Origin of the sequence: Dyadobacter diqingensis, assembly GCF_024220585.1 — a bacterium.
Classification (GTDB): Bacteria; Bacteroidota; Bacteroidia; order Cytophagales; family Spirosomataceae; genus Dyadobacter; species Dyadobacter diqingensis.
This window is the reverse complement of record NZ_JAMXKF010000001.1, coordinates 58,856-79,903: the sequence shown is the minus strand read 5'-3', so window position 1 is coordinate 79,903 and position 21,048 is coordinate 58,856. Positions and strand designations below refer to the sequence as shown.

General features: G+C 44.4%; 19 protein-coding genes. 5 read left to right on the top strand and 14 right to left on the bottom strand.

The features are described 5' to 3' along the window. Window positions 1–23: 23 nt before the first annotated feature. The 3 genes from M1L62_RS00310 (at window position 24) to M1L62_RS00300 (ending at window position 4,344) form a co-directional block, all read left to right on the top strand. Window positions 24–1,589, top strand: a complete 1,566-nt coding sequence (locus tag M1L62_RS00310) for a hypothetical protein (protein ID WP_254411002.1) — start codon at window positions 24–26, stop codon at window positions 1,587–1,589. 32 nt (window positions 1,590–1,621) lie between these two features. Further along, on the top strand, window positions 1,622–2,476 hold the full coding sequence (locus tag M1L62_RS00305) for a tetratricopeptide repeat protein (RefSeq protein WP_254411001.1): 855 nt from the start codon (window positions 1,622–1,624) through the stop codon (window positions 2,474–2,476). Window positions 2,477–2,598: 122 nt separating this feature from the next. Then, window positions 2,599–4,344, top strand: a complete 1,746-nt coding sequence (locus tag M1L62_RS00300; protein ID WP_254411000.1) for a caspase family protein — start codon at window positions 2,599–2,601, stop codon at window positions 4,342–4,344. Between the two features lie 8 nt (window positions 4,345–4,352). On the opposite strand, the gene M1L62_RS00295 is transcribed toward M1L62_RS00300, so the two are convergent. The 3 genes from M1L62_RS00295 to M1L62_RS00285 form a co-directional block, all read right to left on the bottom strand. After that, window positions 4,353–5,369, bottom strand: coding sequence for a hypothetical protein (locus M1L62_RS00295; RefSeq protein WP_254410999.1), 1,017 nt, complete (start codon window positions 5,367–5,369; stop codon window positions 4,353–4,355). A 20-nt stretch (window positions 5,370–5,389) separates the two neighbouring features. Then, window positions 5,390–6,025, bottom strand: a complete 636-nt coding sequence (locus M1L62_RS00290) for a hypothetical protein (RefSeq protein ID WP_254410998.1) — start codon at window positions 6,023–6,025, stop codon at window positions 5,390–5,392. Between the two features lie 62 nt (window positions 6,026–6,087). After that, complete coding sequence (locus M1L62_RS00285; RefSeq protein WP_254410997.1) at window positions 6,088–7,059, bottom strand: hypothetical protein; 972 nt, start codon at window positions 7,057–7,059, stop codon at window positions 6,088–6,090. 170 nt (window positions 7,060–7,229) lie between these two features. Between M1L62_RS00285 and M1L62_RS00280 the strand changes: the two genes are divergently transcribed. Then, window positions 7,230–8,498, top strand: coding sequence for a caspase family protein (locus tag M1L62_RS00280; protein WP_254410996.1), 1,269 nt, complete (start codon window positions 7,230–7,232; stop codon window positions 8,496–8,498). An 81-nt stretch (window positions 8,499–8,579) separates the two neighbouring features. After that, on the top strand, window positions 8,580–10,757 hold the full coding sequence (locus tag M1L62_RS00275; protein WP_254410995.1) for a tetratricopeptide repeat protein: 2,178 nt from the start codon (window positions 8,580–8,582) through the stop codon (window positions 10,755–10,757). Window positions 10,758–10,769: 12 nt separating this feature from the next. Here M1L62_RS00275 and M1L62_RS00270 read toward each other — a convergent pair whose 3' ends face one another. The 11 genes from M1L62_RS00270 to M1L62_RS00220 form a co-directional block, all read right to left on the bottom strand. Then, on the bottom strand, window positions 10,770–11,129 hold the full coding sequence (locus M1L62_RS00270) for a hypothetical protein (RefSeq protein WP_254410994.1): 360 nt from the start codon (window positions 11,127–11,129) through the stop codon (window positions 10,770–10,772). 3 nt (window positions 11,130–11,132) lie between these two features. Continuing rightward, window positions 11,133–12,407, bottom strand: a complete 1,275-nt coding sequence (locus tag M1L62_RS00265) for a type IV secretory system conjugative DNA transfer family protein (protein WP_254410993.1) — start codon at window positions 12,405–12,407, stop codon at window positions 11,133–11,135. Window positions 12,408–12,451: 44 nt separating this feature from the next. After that, window positions 12,452–12,925: a YbjN domain-containing protein gene (locus M1L62_RS00260; RefSeq protein WP_254410992.1), complete on the bottom strand. Its 474-nt coding sequence runs from the start codon at window positions 12,923–12,925 to the stop codon at window positions 12,452–12,454. 23 nt (window positions 12,926–12,948) lie between these two features. Beyond that, a complete protein-coding gene (locus tag M1L62_RS00255; protein WP_254410991.1) occupies window positions 12,949–13,458 on the bottom strand; it encodes a hypothetical protein in 510 nt (169 codons plus the stop codon). An 88-nt stretch (window positions 13,459–13,546) separates the two neighbouring features. Beyond that, a complete protein-coding gene (locus tag M1L62_RS00250; RefSeq protein ID WP_254410990.1) occupies window positions 13,547–13,777 on the bottom strand; it encodes a hypothetical protein in 231 nt (76 codons plus the stop codon). Window positions 13,778–13,852: 75 nt separating this feature from the next. Further along, window positions 13,853–14,758, bottom strand: coding sequence for a hypothetical protein (locus tag M1L62_RS00245; protein WP_254410989.1), 906 nt, complete (start codon window positions 14,756–14,758; stop codon window positions 13,853–13,855). Window positions 14,759–14,789: 31 nt separating this feature from the next. Beyond that, window positions 14,790–15,551 (bottom strand): trypsin-like peptidase domain-containing protein, encoded by a 762-nt coding sequence (locus M1L62_RS00240; protein WP_254410988.1) that lies wholly within the window; start codon window positions 15,549–15,551, stop codon window positions 14,790–14,792. A 25-nt stretch (window positions 15,552–15,576) separates the two neighbouring features. After that, the gene (locus M1L62_RS00235) at window positions 15,577–18,138 is read right to left on the bottom strand and encodes a tubulin-like doman-containing protein (RefSeq protein ID WP_254410987.1); all 2,562 of its coding nucleotides are present in this window, start codon (window positions 18,136–18,138) and stop codon (window positions 15,577–15,579) included. Window positions 18,139–18,180: 42 nt separating this feature from the next. Beyond that, window positions 18,181–18,543 carry a hypothetical protein gene (locus M1L62_RS00230; protein ID WP_254410986.1) on the bottom strand — a complete coding sequence of 121 codons (363 nt, stop codon included), beginning with the start codon at window positions 18,541–18,543 and terminating at the stop codon, window positions 18,181–18,183. 101 nt (window positions 18,544–18,644) lie between these two features. After that, window positions 18,645–19,820, bottom strand: a complete 1,176-nt coding sequence (locus M1L62_RS00225) for a hypothetical protein (protein WP_254410985.1) — start codon at window positions 19,818–19,820, stop codon at window positions 18,645–18,647. 19 nt (window positions 19,821–19,839) lie between these two features. Beyond that, complete coding sequence (locus M1L62_RS00220) at window positions 19,840–21,045, bottom strand: hypothetical protein (protein ID WP_254410984.1); 1,206 nt, start codon at window positions 21,043–21,045, stop codon at window positions 19,840–19,842. Window positions 21,046–21,048: the final 3 nt, after the last annotated feature.

Sequence of the window (21,048 nt, the reverse complement as noted above, 5' to 3'; positions counted from 1 at the left end):
GTAACAGCGAGCATATGGGCAAAATGAAAATTCTTGAATCGGAGACCTGGCTGAGTGAATTTACGAAGGCGTCAATTTTTAGTAATGACGCATTGATGGGCGACCTGGTCGTCAGAAAAAAACCAAATGGTCTGTATGAATCTCCGAGGGATCTTGCTCGTCGTGAAGGCGAGGAAGCAAAAGAAACTGCTGAGAACTTCAGGTTGAGGGCCGGTGCGTTGTACGATCACTATTTGTACTTGACGCAATGGTCAGCTTACACTACGAATGGATTTCGGAACAGGATGCTTACCGACATTGAGTTTAGAAAAGATGTGGCTCATGTATTGGCGGACTATCTGGTCACGACATACCGCGAAAGAAAGTTCAGGAATAAGATCGTTAGCTGGATCTGTAATCCTTACAAGGGCAATTTCTTAAAGCTATTTTATGCCGACAAGCCGTCAAAGGCTGTAGTATGCTATGTATTGGCGATGGCGGGTAAGCCAGCTGACTTTGAACCGGATACCGACTTTATGAACAGGGAGCTTTGTAAGCTGAAAAATGAAAATACTGTTGAAAAAAGTATCTCAGAAATTTCAGAAACCTTATCTATCAGGAACATCATAAAAGCGCTACGGTTTGAATATTTTTACGATATCTATCATGCCACGAAAAATGCCGCAAAGCTGGCAAGCCATCAAAAATCCACTAAGGAGGACATCATTACAAAGCTGAAAAAAGTAATTGACAGAAAACAGGCGACCTATTCCAGGTATTTTAATGATAACGCCCTTTCGACCCCGTTTTTCGAAAACTCGGAGCTGACCCTTACGCAAATCCTGCTGGAAAAGTACGAGGTCAATGAGCTGGCGGGGCAGGTGAAGGCTTTACGGACACGATATTTGGAAATGAATGCCAAGCTTATGGTAGAGTCATTGCAATTTGTAGCCAGCATGACCTTGGCATACAAAACAGCAGACCTGGAAAAAAGAGCTATCGATTTCGCAGATCATATTCTTGAAGAAATGCGGATTAAAATCTGGAATGGAACATTTGGCTGGAACACCAGGGGGGCGGAGGATAAGGTATTACTCGTAATCCACCTGCGGATGACTGTTGGAAGAGCCTGGCATAACTATATCTCGGGTAAGTTGAATGAAGGAGGTGCGAATGACAGCCAGGAAACGGACGAAGCCAGTGACATTCCAAGCCCCGTTGTTGATTATGCCTATCTCCATGAAACATCGGAACTACTGCTGGATTTATATCTCAGGGAAAAAAATCAATGGGAAAGCGGCAAAATTACCACCCGCTACATTCTGGCCGCGCTAATAGAGATCATCGAATCAGACAATTTTCATGAGAGCTTCCTGGGATGGTATAAAAATCACGAAGAAATAAGCCGCTTCACCCCAGCCAGCGAGAAAGCCACCTCCATAGAAGATGAAAAGGAAAAGGACGAAAAGAAAGCAAAGCTGATGCTGAGGTATATGAAGGATTTCAATCCGAATTTAACCGAGGTCAATCTCAGAAAATGGATTTCGATGGGTAAATTGAATATCCGGAATGAAATGGAGCGAAGAGGTTTAAGCCCACAAAGTAGATAGAAGTTCAATTTAAACGCTAAACATGATCATGTATGAACGGTCAACTAACAATAACATATTTCAATAAAATGGTCAAAGGCCATGGCACGTTGGAAGAAAAGCGGGCGTTCCGAAAACTAAGAGAAGAGGATCTGGTGCTTAATGCTTTGATCGAAAACCTCGAGGAAGCGATCATTGCCAAGAACCGGGAGGAACAGGAGCAGGAATTCAAGAAATTCCTCGAACTATATGAAGCAACGCAGAAAGAGGAATTAACCGGGACGGAGCAAGAATCGGAAAGCGTGAAGATCTTGCCGTTGGAAATTGAGGGTATTGAAAATGATAAAAAATGGATCCCGGAAACTGCCCGGCTCCGCTGGCTTGCACTGGCAGCCTCAGTTATTTTGTGCATTGGTCTGTCCTGGATATATGTTAGCCAGGATAAGCTTGATCTGGCCATCGCACAGCATGGCCTGCAAACCATCCCGATATTGCGGAAAAGCATGGGGAATATAGAAACCAATGGAGTCTCGGACGGTTGCGCGTTGTCCGATGATATAAACGAGACTTCATTCTTCAGGCTCTCTGGCAAGGATTTCGGGCAAAACCTGGAAAGATTCGTTGCTTTAACAACAGCCGAAACGATTTGCAAAAGTTACTGGGAGGGATGGTTGAGCATGAAATCGCTTGACTATAAATCTGCTATCAACCATTTTCAGGCTGTTGTAAAGAATCCGGTTCCCAGCAAGCAACGCCAGGAGGCATCTCACGGGTTGATAGTTGCTTATCTTTTCGAAGGCAAAGACGAACAGGCATTGAATGTCGCTGAGCAGTTGTCAAAAGAGCCGGTATTGTCAGCCCCTGCCCAGGAATACGCTAAGCTTGTCATAACAGAAGGCAGAAAGTAAATATAGGCATGAGAAAAGAGGGACTTATTTGCCCGAAATATAAGCGATAATTCAGGTTTACCTGATTAGGATCAGATCAGGTATTTTGTATTTTTGGACGGAAACTCTAACCTCTCCCCAATATGTATAAGATGCTTTTCTTCTGCCTGATCGCGGGTTCTGCATTGGGGAAAGATCAACAAAAGTATGCGCTGATCATTCAAAATCTGAAATTTGCCAATTACAGCTCGTTTGAGGATGAATTAAAGAACAATGCTTCCGAATTGAAAGGTATTTTGGTTCGACAGGAATTTCCACCCGGCAACATTACAGTGAGGACGAACCTTGCAGCAGATAGTGTGCGCCAAGTGGTGGACAAGTTCACGCAAAGTCTGCCGCCCGGTTCGATCGTGGTGGTGTACCTGGGATCGCACGGCTTACAGCTTCGGGACTACTCCGGGGACGAGGCCGCCAGGGACCGGGATCACCAGGATCGTGCAGATGAGCTGTTTGTTTGCATCGATAGTTCTGACAGTACTACACTGGCAAGGGAAGGCGCCATACGAAACAAGGCTGGAAGGTTACCCGATCATTACCGCAATGCGATTGCAGATGATGAAATCGGTGATTGGAACAGGCTTATTATGAACAAATTAGGTTCGGGTGGGCATTATCTTTATCTGGCCGATTTCTGTACATCAGTAGGAGGTACCAAGGGGGAGGGTGCCTGGGAGTCCGAGCGGATCGAGCCGTTGGAGCAACCCGGGAACGCGGGCCCCGCCACGTTCGTAGGAATCATGGCATCTACGAAAAAAGTAGGGGTACCGATAGGGGATAAAAGCCGGGTCGGCTATTTTGTCAACGCCATCGATTTCGCATTGCATCGATTTTTGATCTGTCCAACTTACCAACAATTTTATGAGGCCTTTTTTGAAAAGATGACATCCTTTCGTGGTGCTTATCCGGATAAAGGAAAGCCGGGCTGGGAGGTACTGGGCAAAGAAAAAGCATCAAGACAATTGTTCAACGGGAATTGGGTATCCGACTTTGCAGCATTTGCGAAAACTTACTGGCGGCAGGCAGATAAACTTAAGGGAAACAAAGAGGGATTCTACGTTCCCAATCCCCAGCTCTATACGAAAGGAATGCATTTAGAAATCAAGGAAAACGATCAGATCAAGGCCGAAGGTGTTGTGAAAGAACTGATAGAGAAGGAAGTCCGGATTGATTTCTTCGACAAGTTTGAAGCTTCCAAGAACATTAACTATACCTTAATGCCCTCTGAGTCGCGTGAAAACGCACTCAACGCTGCCAGAATATCGCTCAATCAGGCAAAAACCAAGCTTGATCTTAAATATGCGCTCCGGGAGTTGAATGTGAAAAAACTGGGTGTTGTCTCCAAAAGTTGTGCTAATGATTATATCGATAAAGGCAATGGCGTATTGGAAAAGAAGGAATGCCAGCCGCTCGCCGATGGTTCGGTGAAACTTGGAGATAACCTGACCGTCCAAGTCAATTTGCCACCGGAAAAGAAGCTTTACTTTACAATTCTGGACGCGACAGAAGAAAAGGGATTGGTCCATTGTTTTCAGGACCCCGACACAAAGGACCCCAAGGGGTTTTATTCTACGCACAGAAATGATTTCAACGAAACCAACTTCTTTAGAACGATGGCCACGGAACCTTTGTCGCCTTCCGTTTCGTCATTTTGGATTTTGGTAAGCGAGAAGGAGATTGAGGATGAAGAATTTCGGATTAACTGGTTAGAGGCGGGTAGTTCCGCAGAAAAAAACCGTTTCAGTTTTCCGGAACAAAAAGAGAATCTGTGGGATATGATTCAAAATATCGTCTATTTTGAAGAGATTGATTATCAGGTGAAACAAAGGTGATAGCCTGGCTAGTCCATGAATTGATACATCTGATAGAAGGCCGTTTCACCCCACAAGTTTTTAACGATTTGATGTAAGGGATGGCAGCCGGATATTTTATTCTTGTATCTCAGGAAAATACGATAATCTTCTTTGAGCGTTTCCGGAATTTCTCCGCGGTAAGTAATTTTTTCGCCATTTAGGAACAGGCTTGCGAATCCCTGTTGATAAGCTTTAATCATTGCGATCCGGGCTTTTTCATCATTGTTTTCATTGAGATGAAAAATTGCGGATTCGAAATATATACGACGGTGCTCGTCGAATTTTAATCTCGCTTTTGGTTCAAGATTACCTACCAATCGGATCATGCGAAGACTTTCCGCGCCCAGAAGGAATTTAAGGTGTCCTTCAAATTGCCTATCCAGTTCATCTATCTCAGGATCAATTTCGACATTACCGCTTTTTATTAATTCTGCATACGTAATGCTGTAATTTGACGGAACCTTGAAAATCTGTTTTTTACCTGGTCCTTTAAAACCATTATTTAATTTCTTCTTGTCCCAGATCAATCCCAAATAAGATTCAGATTTATCGCCATTTTGGTTAAACCGGGTTAGAATGCAATAACAATGCTTGAATTTTTTATCAGCGCTAAAAGTAATTGCAAACATTTCGTCACCACGTAGGAGCAAAACGACAGATCGATTATTTATTTCGACATAACCTGACGAACATTGCGGCTTATTGTAATCGTAATTAAAAGTTACTTTGGCATCATGGTCAATAGAAACACTGAATACGGTTAAAAGCGGAATTTTGTCTGAAAAATAGCCTTCTGTGTAACTGGTTTTGGATCCGATTAAAAGCCAGTATTCTCCTTCGAAGATTGCGCCGGGTTTACTATTCCACATGCCCCGCAATTCCAGTACGGCAGACGCGTCGGAATAGCTGTCAAATTCTGAATTTTTAAAGAAATTCCTCACTTTATCTTTCTGAAGTATTTCACTGAAATTAGGACTATTGATTTTACCGAAACTTGGCCTCATCTTTTCGAAAATGTGTGCATCTATTCTTTCAAAAAGTATTCTCGCGGCAAGCGGTTTTTTAGTATAAATACTTTTCGCTGAAAATGTCCTGTGATGAATTCCCCAATTTCCAGCGCCTTTTCATTTTGCACTTTAAATTCAAGGTTTAATAGCATGTCGTGATAGTGGCCGCGATAGTTGTACCGCATCGCTACGACTATGAAATAAATCCCGCCAACCTGTTCGATAAACTTAACAAAACCTCTGTTCAGGTCTTTGTTCTGAGCATCGACAAATCCGATTCCTTGTGTTTGTACGATCATGTCGACCTTTCCGGACAGATCAATTTCTAACTTTGAAACGACGATAAAATTTTCGCCTTTTTCCGTGTACAGGCTTATATCTCTGTAGGTGCCGGAAATCAGTCTGATCAATTTGCTTTCCTGAATGTAAGGCAGGTCATCAATACTTTTTAAAGGATTATGATCCGTAGAGAAGCTAAAATTATCGTGTTCGAAATGTTTTATACTGAGGCTGTTATGATACAAAAAATAATATAGTGGGGCGATAAGGTTCGTATTACGCTGATTTTTGTTTTTATCATGACCTCTCTCGTCATCTTCAATAGTGTGACGGTCCTCCCTGATTTTCTCCCAAAACGTTTCATTATGCTTCAATTGGAGCTGCTCTGGTGCGATGGTCCTGTGGTTAGTGTTGAAGTAGCTTTGCTCTACAAGGATCAGGGTTGTGCAATAGGGAAATCCTTTTTTCTATTGAAAGATGTCGTATACCCCAGCATCATGTTATTCAGGGATTTTGGCTCCGCGGTCCCTTGGCTTTTCATGATAATGAAATTTTCTACCGGGCCATTTTTGTATACTTCTCCCTTAATGCCAGTAAAATCTTCGAAGTTTTTAATGATAACAATACCCTTCTCAGTAAAATATTCGACGTGCGCAAATACGTATAACTCTGCGGAATCCCGGTACACATCTTTGGGGTAATAATATATGATCCTTGACCAATAATCATTGAAAATAGTCAGCTCGCAAATACCGTAGTCATTATGCTTTACGAAGGACCTGTCGTAGAAACCATAGTATGATTCGAGCTTGGGATTATGTTTGATCACAATATCATGATCGCCAGGTATACCAGATACCGATATCTGGTATACTGCCATTATAAAGATCAGGAGCTGAAAAGTTTTTAAGATGTCTTCGAAATGTTCGGTTTCATTTGCCCATAAAAGATACTTTTTAAAAGTACTTATATTGGTAATACTAATACTGGATAATTCTAAATAGTTAATTTCTTCTTGCGTGAAAATTTTACTTTTTTTGAATTGAAAGTCATCTTCCGAGTATGGTCTGATTATCTCAGAGAGCTCGTCTATTGTAGTTGTCCCCGAGTTGGACGCAAGGATCTTCGATTTCCAGGTTTCGTAAGAAGAAGTTGATTTTTTCTTATCCTTATTATCAATAAGACTTCTCAGTTTTATCGAAAGTCCTCGACTTAATTCTACAAATTCCGCTTCCTTATTTTCTCTGACAAATTTTTCATGAAGTAACATAAATGGACACAAGTTGTCGTAAGCAATATCCATTTTATCTTTAAGGCGATGCCCTATTATGAATGTACCGTTATCTTTTTTGAGGTTTAGTATTTCATGTATTTTTTCAGCTAATGCGAAATTTCCGGAAGGTTTCATGTTTAGGAACGCAGTTGTTTAATCAAATATCTTTTTTATAAAAATATGAATCTTATGCTATAAAGCGTCGCCTGTTGTGCGATAAGATCCAAAAAATCTTAAAAAAGTATTACGTCTCGGGTATGCTCTTCTATAACTTGCAGGCAACGTTAATCTAACCCAGCTAAATCATGAAAACACAGCTTTACCCACTAATTTTTGCAGTTGTTTTTGCGTCATTCGTGACGACTGTGAGTGGCCAACCTACCAGGTCTGTTCCAGCAAATTCATTTTCTGCATCAAGAAATATCGCAATCCTGGTGGGGGTTGGACAGTACGCGGACCCAAGATGGGATAAGTTGACGAGTCCGACCAAAGAAATGGATATTCTGAAAAAGAAGCTTGTCGCTGACTGGAATTTTTCACCGAAAAACGTATTTGTAAGGAAAGACGTAACAAGCAGGTATTTTATGGCATTTATGGATTCTTTAAGTAATGCAGTAACCCCCTCTGATAACGTGCTCCTTTATTTTAGCCTGCATGGCAGCGTGCAGAATGGAAATTCCTTTTATTTTCATTTTCAAAATTCAATGGTCGATGACGAGACCACCTGGACGCCGGCCTGGCTCCTGGTCAACAAGATAAAGGAGACGATAAAAAGTGATAAACTCCTGATGCTGACGGATGCATGTTTTTCCGGGAGCCTGATAGAACTGGTCAGGCAGAGGGGCAGGCCTGTCAATGTTGAATCGGTTGAGATATTTAAGAAATACCCGTCGGCAGAAATTATCACGGCGGGGGATAGTTTTAGTCCGGTTCCCGATGAAAGCCAATTCTTTGCTGCCTTGATTCAGACTTTGGATAACTGGGAACACAGAGATCTGCCCGCGGGCCGGTTAAAGGACGAGATTTTTGATGTAATGGCAATCCGGAGGAGTAGTAGTCGGCCTTTGTACGGTTTTTTACCGATGATCCATGTTCCGCAAGGAGGTAGCTTCGTGCTCGAAAAGAGAACGGGCAGAATTAATCCAACCCCTGATGTGCCTGTGCCCCCACCGTACGAACCGGAGCCTGTTGACCCACCATTACCTGCTGCGGCGGAGGTGGTCTTATCAAAGGGGGTGTTGTTTCATAATATTAGAACGACAAACCGTAATGAGGAATTTGAAATCTCGGCAACCGGCCAGATAACTGTGGGGCAGTATCTGCGAGAGGTAACACCTGATGGTAGGGCCAAAGGGCTTTTTGGGTTTTCCATAGCTGACTATAACATTGTTCCCAGCATTAATCATGCTGGATTGATGTTTCGGGTTTCGGGCTCGGACCCATGGAAATTTTGTGGGTCTAATTGCATTGTGAAATTTATTAAGCCGGGATTACACCGTCTGGAGCTTAGGGTCAATGATAACAACGAGGGCGACAACAGCGGCTCATTCAAAATTTCCATCAGGAAAAAGTAACCTTCCCCAATTTTACATGAAGTGATATCTCTGTTCAGATAGCATCGGTAAAACACGTCAATACTAAAACGGACAAAGCAAATGAAAGCAATTCTTATCCTTTTGCTGATGGGAACATGCTGCCCGTCAGCCTGTTTTTCGCAAGTTCAGAAACTGACAGAACTGGTGGCGACAGAAGATCTGCTGGCCGGTTTCACTTATCAGGGCGTTTATTATGCCAGAAAAGGCGACCAGTTTGCGGCTCGTACGGCTTTAAAAAGTGCGCTGCACAGGTCAGGGGTCGATAATAAAAACAAAGATACCTGCAGGTACCATCTCGGCCTGGTATGCCTCATGTCATCGTCAAAAAAGCAATGGGCCGAAAGGCTGGAACACTTGAGGTCGATAGCGGATCCAGGGCTTTTTGAACACTACTGGGAAAATATCACGATTGCGTATATGCTTAATCGTAAGTTTGGAGAGGCCCGCATTTCAGTCCGACAGGCAGATAGTTTAACGGCCATCCCTTTGTTGTTGAACGGGTTAATACAGATGGAATATAAAGATTACACATCCGCAACCCGGTATTTTGAAAAAATGGAAGGGCTGGGAGAGGACCTGCCTTTTTTTGCTATGGCCAAAGTCAAATACCTGGGACGGAACGGAACAGATCAATCCTGGTTCGACAATGTAATCAAATGGCTGCGAATAGCCGGAAAAAATAAGAAGGACAGTTACGCTGCCACTTTGGCGGGGGCAATCGTGCATGGTGAGTCAGGGAAATACAGCAGGGCACTGCATTTGTTAAAGCGCCTTAATCCATCGGATAGTGCGGTACAATATGCCACTACACTTACTTATTTTTGGGCTGACAAAGATTCTATTGCTGAAAAGACATTGCAAAGGATCGTCAGGGCGCATCCCAAGTTTACGGATTCCCACGTCTTGCTTGGGCACGTGAATGTCCGGAAGGCATATGTGAAAAATAACCCTGACCTTTGGCGAGCGGGTATTAAACACTACAGTAACGCTATTAAACTGGACGCCAAACCGGAATATTATGTAATGCGCGCCCTGGCATGGCTGCGGTTATTTGATTATCAGAAGCCTGATTCTGATTCTTGTATTGTAAAAGCGCTGGCTGATTTTCGTCATATCAAAAACGAGCGCCCCAATTACGAAGTCGGTTACGAGTCGTTGCTCGCGGAGGCAAGGGCCTGGCATTATATGCTGTATTCACTGGCCTACAAAAAACATCAGTCGGGATATTTCCACAGCAATGACCTCCCGACTTATATTGCAAATGCGACCCTGATATATAAAAAAGCAATCGCAAAGGACAGTTCCCGACTGGATGCCATTGAGGGGCTGGGCACTTTGAATAAGGATATTCGGGAGCATAGGGCTTCCATAAATTATTTTCTGCGAGCTGGCGCGATCCGCGTGAATGCAGACAATTTAATGGGAGTCGGCATGGCTTACCTTGAAATGGACAGCCTGGCACAGGCAGGTTTATATTTTCGGAAAACAGAGGCTGCCAATCCCTCCAATGCGAATGCGATCATGGGACAGGGGCTGGTATTACTTAGAAAGCCGGAGACTGAAACCGCAGGCATGCAGCTAATCGCGAAAGCCTATACCATGATTGGTACGGTAGCCGACGACATCACCAAAGCGAGCATCATTTTTAACTTTGCGTTTGCAAGAACTTACGATTTTCGCAATTCGGGATACCCGCAAGCTGCCAAAGGCTTTGCGGCCTATGCGATGGATGTCATTCAGCCAATTTATCGCGAGGCAGAGCAAATAACACCCCTGGCCGACAGTTCGGTATATTTTGTGAACCTGGGCTGGTACGCAGAGGAACTCAAATTTCCGGAACTAGCCGGAAGCTATTACCTCAGGAGCCAGACCGTGCATGCCAGCAATAATTACGCAATGTTGCTGGCGAAAAATGACAAAACATCAGAAGCAATAGCCATACTTGAAAAGATAGAAGGCCGCCTGGAAATTGCCAAAATGAACCTCATGAAAATCAGGGATGGCAAACAGCATTGCCCATGTCTCAAGACTATTACTTTTTCATATCTTAATTCAGCCTATCAACCACAGCATATAGCCCCAAAACTTACCAACCATTTTTTTTCAAATGGTATGCGTTTATCTCCTGTTCTGGATTTTTACCCTTTACAAAAACCGCAGATCGTCAAAAAATACGGGCACGGCGACGTTAGCCGTAAAAAATCCGATCCGATGGATTGTCCAGTTAAACGAAGGTAGGCTCTGAAAGGCTCAGGTTTGGTCCTGCCTGTCACGACCTTCATCATCAAAATTGTCGAAGCCGTATTTTTCCTTTAGCATATCCCGGATTTCCTGCGGTACCGTGGTTCCGTAGGCCGAGTGAATGATTTCGCCATAATCTTCGATGTTGTAGGTATCTCCGATCTTATGCCTCAGAAAGGCCCGGACTTTAATTTTTTCAATCAGCACAAAGTAGTATGCCTGGCGTCCGGTACTATCGCGGCCGCAAATTTTGTAAACCTGGCTGCTATTTTCACGGATGAACTTTTCCTTGTGTGTCTCTGCATAAGATTTGTTCGCCGAAGTTTCTCCTGTTCCCAGTTTTTTGGTCCAGTTTGTTTTATCTTTCACAATTCAAAGGGTTTTATTTAACTTGAAAAAGGGATTAGGGTCAAATTTGCCAGCGAAATAAGGGTCTTTCAGATAATCAAGCTTGATCGCTTTTTTGTATTCACGTCCGTTAATGATCAGCATCTGTTCATTGGGTTTCATGTTCCGAAGCTCGTAGGCACTGATTCCCGTGATTTCGGAAAGCTCTTTGGCAATCGTATAATGTTGTATGCCAAATATTTGCCATACCGAGCAGTTGTTAATGATACTGAAGTAGCCTTCGCCATAGCACTTGCGGATCTGGGAAATGTCTTGCCAGAAGGTATGGATCAGCGCGCCATAACCCCGGCAGAGCGATATCATCGTTTCGAGGTATTCGAATGACTGAAGAGACGCCGTTTCATCGAGCAAAAACAAAGTTTTCTGGACAGGTATTTCACGTCGGGAGAGGATAGCCTTGAAGAGCGTAGAGATAATGAGCACCATCAGTTTGGAGTGGCTCCTCAATTTGTCCGGCGGCACCACAATAAAAACGTCTACTTCCCGGCCGTTTACAAAATCCTGCATATCAAAAGTTGTCTTCTCCAACATTTTGGCAATGTTCCCGGACATGAAAGTCAGATACGAAAGTGCGGTAGCGTCGACTGATGGGCGCGTTTTTTCAGATGGAAGGTTAAGATATCCGGCAATGGCGTCGTAGACAGTGGAGGGTAGTTTTTTGCCTTCAGTATCCAAAACAACCGCGAGGTGATAGGCGGGATCTTCGGAAAGAATGCTGCGTAGTTTCCCTAGGTTTTGTTCTCCGGCTGTTCGCAGAAGGATCAGGTACATAAGCGTGGCTGAGATAACGCCTTTGGCTCCGTTGTCCCAAAATGGATCTTCCAGAGAACCTCTGCCAGCCATCAAATGGGCCAGTGAATAACATTCTCCTTCCGCGTCAGCACCCGTAAAGTGGGCTATATCCAACGGATTAATACCGGCTTTATCAAAGGTACTGATTTGAAAAGGGTCAAAAACTACCACTTTATGTCCCATTTCAATGCGACGCCGGTAGGTGACGGCTACATTTTCCCCCTTATTGTCGAGAACTACCACCGGGCCTGTGTAGGCCAAAAGTTGAGGAATAAGAACGGAACGCCCCTTGCCGGAACCCGTGGGGGCAACCGTCATCAGGTGCCCTGTGCCATCAGCCGTTATAAACCTGGGCTGAGCTATCGGATTTCCTGCTGGGGTTGTGATCATCGCGTCGGGTACAGCGTGGTAACCCATCGGGAGCGGCTGTTGTTTTGGATCGGTCATATTGATATGGATTTTGACCTGAGCTTAAAAGAAAGTAAAAAGATTTAATTGCACCAGAATGGGAGGGCCGATTGGCTTTTATTGCTTTGGCCGGCATGCATAACACTCATGATCTCCGGGATTCTCTGATCCATGGTTACCAGCGAAATTGCCAGGTTGTCCATAACCAGCTTCTCCGAAAAAGGTAAGTCAGCATTAAAGTAAAAAGTATGTCTCAAGCGGATGTGGCCGCTTTTTTCATCCAGTTCGAAACTTCCCAGCCTGATCGTGATATTGATGCGGTTCAGCATCGTGATGATAAGAGAATGTGCCGCTTTTGGCGCATAAATTGGAAAGGTACTCACCAGCATCATCTGGGAATGTTCCTGAATGATAGTCCATACCAATGCGAAACGGCCATTCTCTCCGGGAAAGTTCAAAATAAACAGATGTTGGTTTTGCTCGGCATCGAAGCGCATGTCAAAGTCAAAACCTTTGGCTACCAGCACTTCCTCGATGGAGTTCAGGATGTGGCACATAATGGATCAGCTGTTAATGCTCTTTAAAATTCGTCCGTGGAGGTAAGGAGTTTTTCAATCGTATCGGCCTCCTTGGCCATCGTTGAAAGAATAAGGTAAAACTTGACAGCCGGAGTATTGACAGGTACTGAAGAGCCCAGATAGACATTTACTTTACCGTCTGTTTCGTCCTCCCGTATTTGCCAGAACCAGGCCGTATAATTCCAGTTTTTTTTCAGCAAATCGAACGCAACCTTATTTTCGAATTGGCCTTTGTCTATTCGGGCGACCCGCGTTAATACGGTCATATAGTCGGACGAGAGGTAGTTATTAACCTTTCCTGTTACAATTACCAGCTGCGTCCGGTTCTGCTCAACACCAAAAGTGAATCTGATCAGGCCGGATTCAGAAACGGTATACTTAATATCCATTTCACGGACTTTTTCCATGATCACTTCATCAGGCGCAGGTGGTTTGGGTTGGGCAACGGAGGTTAGTGCGGAGAGCAGGCATACAAAAAAGGCTGCAACAGAATCTTTTGATCTGTAAAACATGGGTTTGGATTTGTTTGGGTGAAAAATAGGGAGGGCTTACTATTTTTTGATTCCCGTCATTGGTACGATGTCCCAATTTCAGACAGCTTCAGGATGTTGCTTTGTGTCGGATAGCCAAGCAGCTTTCCGGCCAGGATCTCAAACTTTTTATGCCCAGATAGGTGAAATGTATTATTTCTGACATAGGCCGATTGCCGTACGGAGCCCTGGCAGTATCACCCAGGTAGACTACATCAAAAGGGAACTGGTTACGTAATGCGTCTAACACGGATAAACCACCAAGTCCGCTGTCGAAAACACCAATTGGAGAAGGTTCCATATATATCTGATCAACTGACAGCATCTGCCGCCACTGCCATATAGAATGAAGTGGCGGATTTGTGAGCCGAATTCTTCATTCATATTTGATATCTCCTTTCATTACCTGTTTTATTTCCGCATTTAGAGGGGTTGATACAGAGCCGGTAATCACTCCGATCATCCTTATTGGATAGGTCAGCTTCTTAGGGTTCAACAAATCATGATCTGTTGCGATGATGTTGTAGTTTTTAGTGACTGTTAGGGGAAGGAGAATCGATTCCGTTTGGTAATTTTCTTCGGCAGCTTCTGTCATGCCTATCATTTCAAAATCTGGCTGATCTGTAATAAAATATCGGTTTATCGAATCGGCCATCGCAATTTCAAGCTCGGTTATCTTGTATTCGAGCACCTTATTGAACAACAGCCTGCGTTGTTCGTATAAGTTATTGAGTGGAATATTTGTTTGCTGTTTTCTGAACACACTTTGGATAGTAGAGGCAATGGACATACAGGTGATGACCGCGGAATTGATATCATCCAGCCCATAGAATTTTCTTTTAATGCAAAACAATTCGATGTAGGCCGCTGCGGTTGCATCATAGTTATCCTGGAATATTTTTCTTTTAAAAGCATTCGGATGACGGTTAAGGATTTTATTCCATTCCACCAAGCAGTTTCCCGCATCAATGGAATCCTTGAATGCCGGTCGAAAACAAGACTGCATTTCCCAGTAGGCCTTTTTCTCACTGCTTAACTCATCTCCCCAGTTCATGACACGGGCCAGCATGGCATTCAAGGAATCATCCGGGATTTGGGCAGCCAAACGGATAGAATCCGATAAGGACTGAACTTTACTCACTACTATGTCGTAATCGGTGGTATCCGACAGATTTCTGATCGCATGTTCATAATCTCTGAGCGTTCCCAGAGACTCATTGTTCTTTTTGCAGGACAACATTGAGATCATGGATAACGTGATGAGCAATCCGAGGATTTTCATGGTGTAAAATGGAAATGGTATGCTCGGCTGATTAATCGGCAATGGTAATTCGGGCAGATTTGAGTAATGCTTTGACGGTCGAAATTTTCAGAGCAATATTTTCTCCCTGGTTTCCGGAACTTCCACCTCCCACCAGGATTCCGATTACGGTATTGTCATCTTTCAGGATACAGGGCCCTCCGCTGTTCCCCGGATTGGAGGCTGCGTCGAGTTTAAAGAGATTCTGTCCCTGGTAGGTATCTGAATTGATATTGCCTTTGGTGATAGAATAGTCACCACCTGGATAGCCGATCAGGATGACTTCGTCCAATGGATTGATTCCGTCGGACTCTCCCAGGTCTAATGGGATGATATCGGTGACAGGCTGGATTGTTATGACTGCGAAATCGGTCAGGAAGTATTCAATGGGTACGGTCCCATCAGGAGAAACAATTCCGTTTGACGGGGCAATGTATCTTACTTTTCCTTCAACCGTACGCGGTTCACCAGCCTTTTCAAACGTCACCTGCACCGTACTTTTTACGTTCTCGACCACGTGTCGGGCAGTAAGTATTTGGGTAGACGATATGAGGAAGCCCGTACCGACGCCACCCGACGTCACAATCTTAGCAACGGGTTCCTGGATCTGTCCGTCGAACATGGGCCGCCCTTTCAACACACCGGTGTAGAAGAGCAGGCAGGTCAGTAATGGTAAAAAGAAACAAAAGCTGAAAGCAGTCAGAGAAAGTCGCTTTTTTTTCGAGACCTGAATGCGTAGCCCTTCACTGAGCTTTGATGTAAGTCCTAGTAACATGTTGAAAATTTTAATGTGAAGTCAATTATACTTCGGAAGGCCGATCTTCACTTTTAGGAGCATCATTCCGGTCCTTCTGCCGTTTGAAATCGATTTTGGATGGGTCGATCTTATATGCATTCCGTTTTTGCTGCCAGGATACCCTTGAATCTCCCGAGTTATACGGTGGATTTTCATAAACCTCCCGCATCTGGTCGATATACGTGAGATCGAAAATTGGAGGTGTGAATGAGTATTGAAATTTTCCCCTTTCGACATAAAAGACCATGACATTCTTTAGATCTTCTATTGCCAGTATCCTGTCCTTGCTATCGTCAAATTCGGTAAAACTGTCTTGCGTATTACCTTTCATTGCATTAATCACACCCTTAATGGATTGTTCGTCTGCACCCGTAATGAAGCGTGGCAGGGAGGCAGAGTCGCTCATAAAGTTTTCCTTTACGTTCAGCATCGGTTGAACGGCCCGTTCTGCCATTTCCTTGCCTCGGCCTGGGTTGTCATTTACATACTGCGCTACATCATAAGCAAGAAATGCCTGCACATTATCCTGTCTGCCCAGGAGAGAGCGGTAAGCTTTCAGGCAACCACTATAAAGACGATAGTGCAGATCGTTCTGGTTCTTTTTGAAATCACTCCAGAGATTGGTCAGCGGGGAGGGCTCACCGGTATTGGCAACATATTCTTCCAATTCCTTCCTGGATCTTCTGTCCCCTTTTCGCTGCATGTAAAGCGTGTAGACCTGGCCCCAATCTTCTTCAAACGTACCTCTTCTGAAAATTTTCTCAATAGGCACGCCTTTATCTTTGACGTCATCTTCGATATGCTTTTGCCGGGTGAGGAACGTGAATATCTTTACTTCTTTGTCATCCGATTTACCGATAGCGTCGTTGATGTGCTTGATATAAAAATTAACCATCCGCTTCATCGGCAGCTCCTTTCCTTCCGAAGAAGTCAGCGGCACCCTGTCTTCGGTCGTGCGCAGGTAATTCATAACTTCCTGAATGGATTTGGCTATCAGGTGCATTTTCATCATTTCGAAAATAGTCCGGAGTCTGTCGGTCAATACATTATCTTGTTCCTGGACGCCCTTGTAAAGATTTTGCAGCGCATGTTCAGCCTCCGAGGTTAGTAAACTTTCCCATGCCCCCGGATCCGATTTTATACCACTTGTCACCCAATAGTTAAGGGTGGCTTCAATCGCTGATATATATCCTTCCAACATTTGTACGATATAGTAGAAACTCTCCGTTTCGTTCAGTTCGGTTTCGACCTGGTCGTGAATCCTGTCAATGATCACACTGATTGCCGCATTTATATTGGACTTCACCACGCCGTAGAAATTGGTGCCGGAATTGCTGGAAAACAGCTCACGGATGTAGTCAACCGGGTCTTTGGTTAAATTTTTTTCATTGATCCTTTCAGCCTCTGTGGCCAGATCTCGCTGCAGATCGCGGGATCCGGAGACATTCAGCTTCTTGAAAGCGTCTGTAATGATACTGTCCCAATTGTATGACATGGCATTCTTGATATCTGCCGGATTGATGTCCCTCTGGTTTCCGTTCAGAAAATAATGTCTGTCATCGATCCATCGCTTTAGGAGATCTTTGGATAACTGGCATGCGGTAAATTCCTCAATCTGGTCTTTTGGGAACTGAATAGCGGAAATACCGAAGGTCCCATAATGATTAATATGATTGTTCGATTTTGCGTCGCCAAAGCGCTCCATCCGCTTGGCGCGGAACCCCACCTCCATATTACCTACTTCCTTGGAGACGATGTTCATGAACAAATAGAGACCGGCTAGCTTATACAATCCGTCGATGTTTGCAACAATCCGTCCCTGCTTGTCATTTTGACTGATAAACTGGACTAGCTCATACGGAGGTTCTTTGAACGATACCTCCTGCTTGCTGGGCCATTTTTCCTTATATACAACGTCCTCGGTGTTGTAGTAGGCGAGTTCCTGGAACGCCTGGAAGGTATTAGCATATCTCACTTCATAGCCATTCATTCTTGCAGAGGGATTACCAGGGATCAGGAATAATCCATATAGCTCGGTGATCTCCTGTACGATACTTCGGATCAGATAACCCATGTCAATGAACATCCCCGAACAGGTGCCTCCTGCAAAAGTGCCTGTTACAAAAACCGTAGGTTTCCGACCACCACCCGACACAGTGTGTGAAGATACCCTGCGGTAAGCATCTGAAATTGCTGACACCACCTTATGCCAGTTGTCCCCTTCGGTATTGGCGCCCCAAAGCGCCAGTCTTCCGCAAGAACGAAGTCCTCCTGCGCCCATTCCGGTTTCCAATACCAGTTCTGTCGGAGGTAGCCATGGTGCATCATTATAGGTTCTTATGCCCTGGATCATTTTTTCTATCTCCGCAAGACTGACATACACCTTGTGGATTTCATTATGCACCGGCGTTATGCCTACGTGATTATCCTTATTGGTTTCTATGAATAAATATTCCACGTGTGCGGGCTTGTTTTTCCCATAGGTCTCATAATAAAATCGCTGTACATGTTCGAGAATGTACATCCCGCTGCTGCCTATGCCGATCAGAATTGTTGGAGTGGCCATATTTTGTTGTTTTAATGGTGAATGGTAAAATGGTCCTGATGACTATTTGACGGTCAGCTTAATGTAGATTAGCCAGAAGGCGATTGCAATTCCAAAATAAATGATCAGGAACGGCAGCATTCCGAGAAGAAAGCCCAGGGAAAAGAAGCGGATATTTTCCCAGCCTGCAAAGAAAAAGAGCAGGCCGAGTAAAATGTTGAGCAAAATCAGAAGAACAACAAGTGCCCACAACAACGTGATTCTTAGCGTTATGTCTTTGTGGAGGTCACTTTTCCGAAAAGTGGTCTTCGTAAGTGTCAAATACAGCAGATATAGGATAATGACAGAAATAGAAGCCAGGAGCGCGAAAGTGATGAAAGTCGCAACCGGGCCTTTGTAGTTGATGTCTAACAAGGAAAAATCCATTTCGATAATACGGTAAAAACTAAGACAGTTAATTTATCCCTCGTCGGGAGTTTCTTCCAGCCCGGTAGTATTCAATTTGTTTGCAGCCAGTAACGGGCAGTTTAGATAATATTAAGGTCCCCCGAATCGCCACCTCGCGGCCGGGTTTTTGCAATTCCAGGACCCTGGCCTGATTCCGACCGTCGGGCATTTCTCTCCCTTTCTTTTTTCTTTCGAAGCAGATAAAGTGCAACTGCGATACCGGCAGCCAGCGTAGCCAGCGCGATTAATATAAAAACAGTGCTCTTACTGGTTATCTCAATGTAGGTTGTAGCGGAGGAAACAGGCTCCTGCTTACCGGGTATGTCCCCGGATACGGTAATCCTGTACTTTCCAGGGGTAAGCTGGTATCGAGTACTGTTGCTTATAAGGCCATTTCTCTGGTCCCTGAACCTGTTTCCAATTCCCGCGATGTTCACCCTGTAAGCGGTTCTCTGAGGACAATCGGCGCAGGCCCATGATACGGAGATATCTTCCTTTTCTATCTTAATCGGGTTTTTCGGTTTACCGTTCGCATAGGAGGTAAGCCTGATCTCATAAGACTTAGGCTCATGTGTATCTGCTGAATCGCGGCTATGCGGAGGTATCTTGTGAGCTAACTGATGATTAATGATTTTTTTAACAATAATTTGATATCCCTGTTTTTCAAAAACTCCCACTTTAGACACTTCCGTGGATGTCTTATTCCCCCATTGGTTAATGAGATTTTTCTCGGTTATATTATTGTGAATCTGGCTATCCGTTTCGTCCTGGTCACCAAGGCCATCGGTTACCATATATATGTAATATTCAGAGATTTTATTCTCATTGGCGATTTGAGCCGTGTAGGCTTCAGCGATCGACATATACGTGAATTTATCCGAGTAAGTAGTAGGGTAGTAAGAGTCAAAAAAGGTTTTTATCTGATCCGGAAATTGAGTGATTCGCTGAATCCGGAAGTCCTTATAACGGTTCCTATGTCCAAACGGCATGATACAAAGCCACGAATCAACTCCGGTCATCGGTTGTCCGTTTGATGCACCGGTCAGCAGCGAATCGTTGGGATTTTTGGATGTCCATCCGGTAAAATCGCGGACCGACCGCCCTCCGGTTAGCAGTGCATATACCAGGTTCCTCGCTTCCAGCTTGACGTTATGAAGGTTTTTGGCGGAACCCGACACGTCAACAAGCACGAAGGCGTTTTGCTGTGCGTAAGCAACGCTATGGCACAAAACAAAGAAGAGGAATGCTTTCTTCATAATACAGTTGGTTATTCGGTTAATTAAAAGACGCAGGATAAATGATCAGACAACTCACACCGAAGATCCCAAGCAAAATCAGCATCCACCAGATGAAATTCCAGTCCCTGGTAAGCGTACCAAGTGCGTCATCAACGGCAGCGGTGTAAGAATCGAGACTATTACCGTCCTGAATGTCGTAGCCGCAGTTACGTGCATCTTCAAAAAAGCGGCCAGCATCGTTGTTAATGCTGATCATATGCACATCAATGGAATTGAAAAACTCTTCAAAAGAGGGTTTACTACACAAAAACTTTTTAGACCTGTTGGCTGTCTCGGAGGTATATGCATCGCCACCATCTGTCACAATCAACAGCTTGCGGTTGTCGTAAACTGTCTGGTCCCTGCTTGCTTTGAGGGTAAGGAACAGGTCCCAGATCGCTTCGGTAATGGGCGAACCGTCCCCAATCGTAATGCCCCGCAGATAACCGTCTGCATCTACTGGATTGGCAAATTCTTGTGATGAGACCAAAAGGCCGCTGGTTTTTTCTTTTCGTAAAATGTCATCCACATTGACGGCGGGCTTACCTGATATTTTGGCTGGGAAAGAAGCCAGAACGATCTCTGTATTTGCAGGTAATTCTGAGAACGTCTTGCTAAGTGCCTGTTGGCCAAGAGCCAGGCCAAGTTCCATGCTTGGGGAGTTGTCAAGAAAAATAACAATGATACTTCGACTGGTTTTCAAGAGCAGCAAAAGCAGAAGAAAGCCCAGAAAGGGAGTGAGCGACGCGAGTTTCAGCGTTCCGAATCCCTTTCTTGCAAAAGTGGAGCGCTGTTCTGCCTCGTTGTAGGTACGTGCAACGGGCATAATTGCCCTGAGCGTCTCCCGGGAATAGTATTTGCGCAGCGATATGTACCCCGCCAAAGCCACCGCCAGGGAAAGGATAAGGCATAGCAGGTGGGCGAACTCTCTATGGTTTTGTCCGTATAAATGACTTGTCCAGTACCAGCAAATATAGGCTACCCATCCCATAGCCACCAGGCAGCATGCCCAGATAAAAGCTCTGTGGATGATAAAGACGGTCAGATAGTTTATCTTTTCAGGTTTATCACCCCTTGAGATCAATTTCAAGAGCGTAAATGTCAATCCCAAGATGTGGAGGAAGGTGAGTATCACAGGGAACCAAAAGTCCCAAAAAGAGAACCATTGGGTTCCGTTCCAATAAGCATTTAAACTGTCTATCATAAC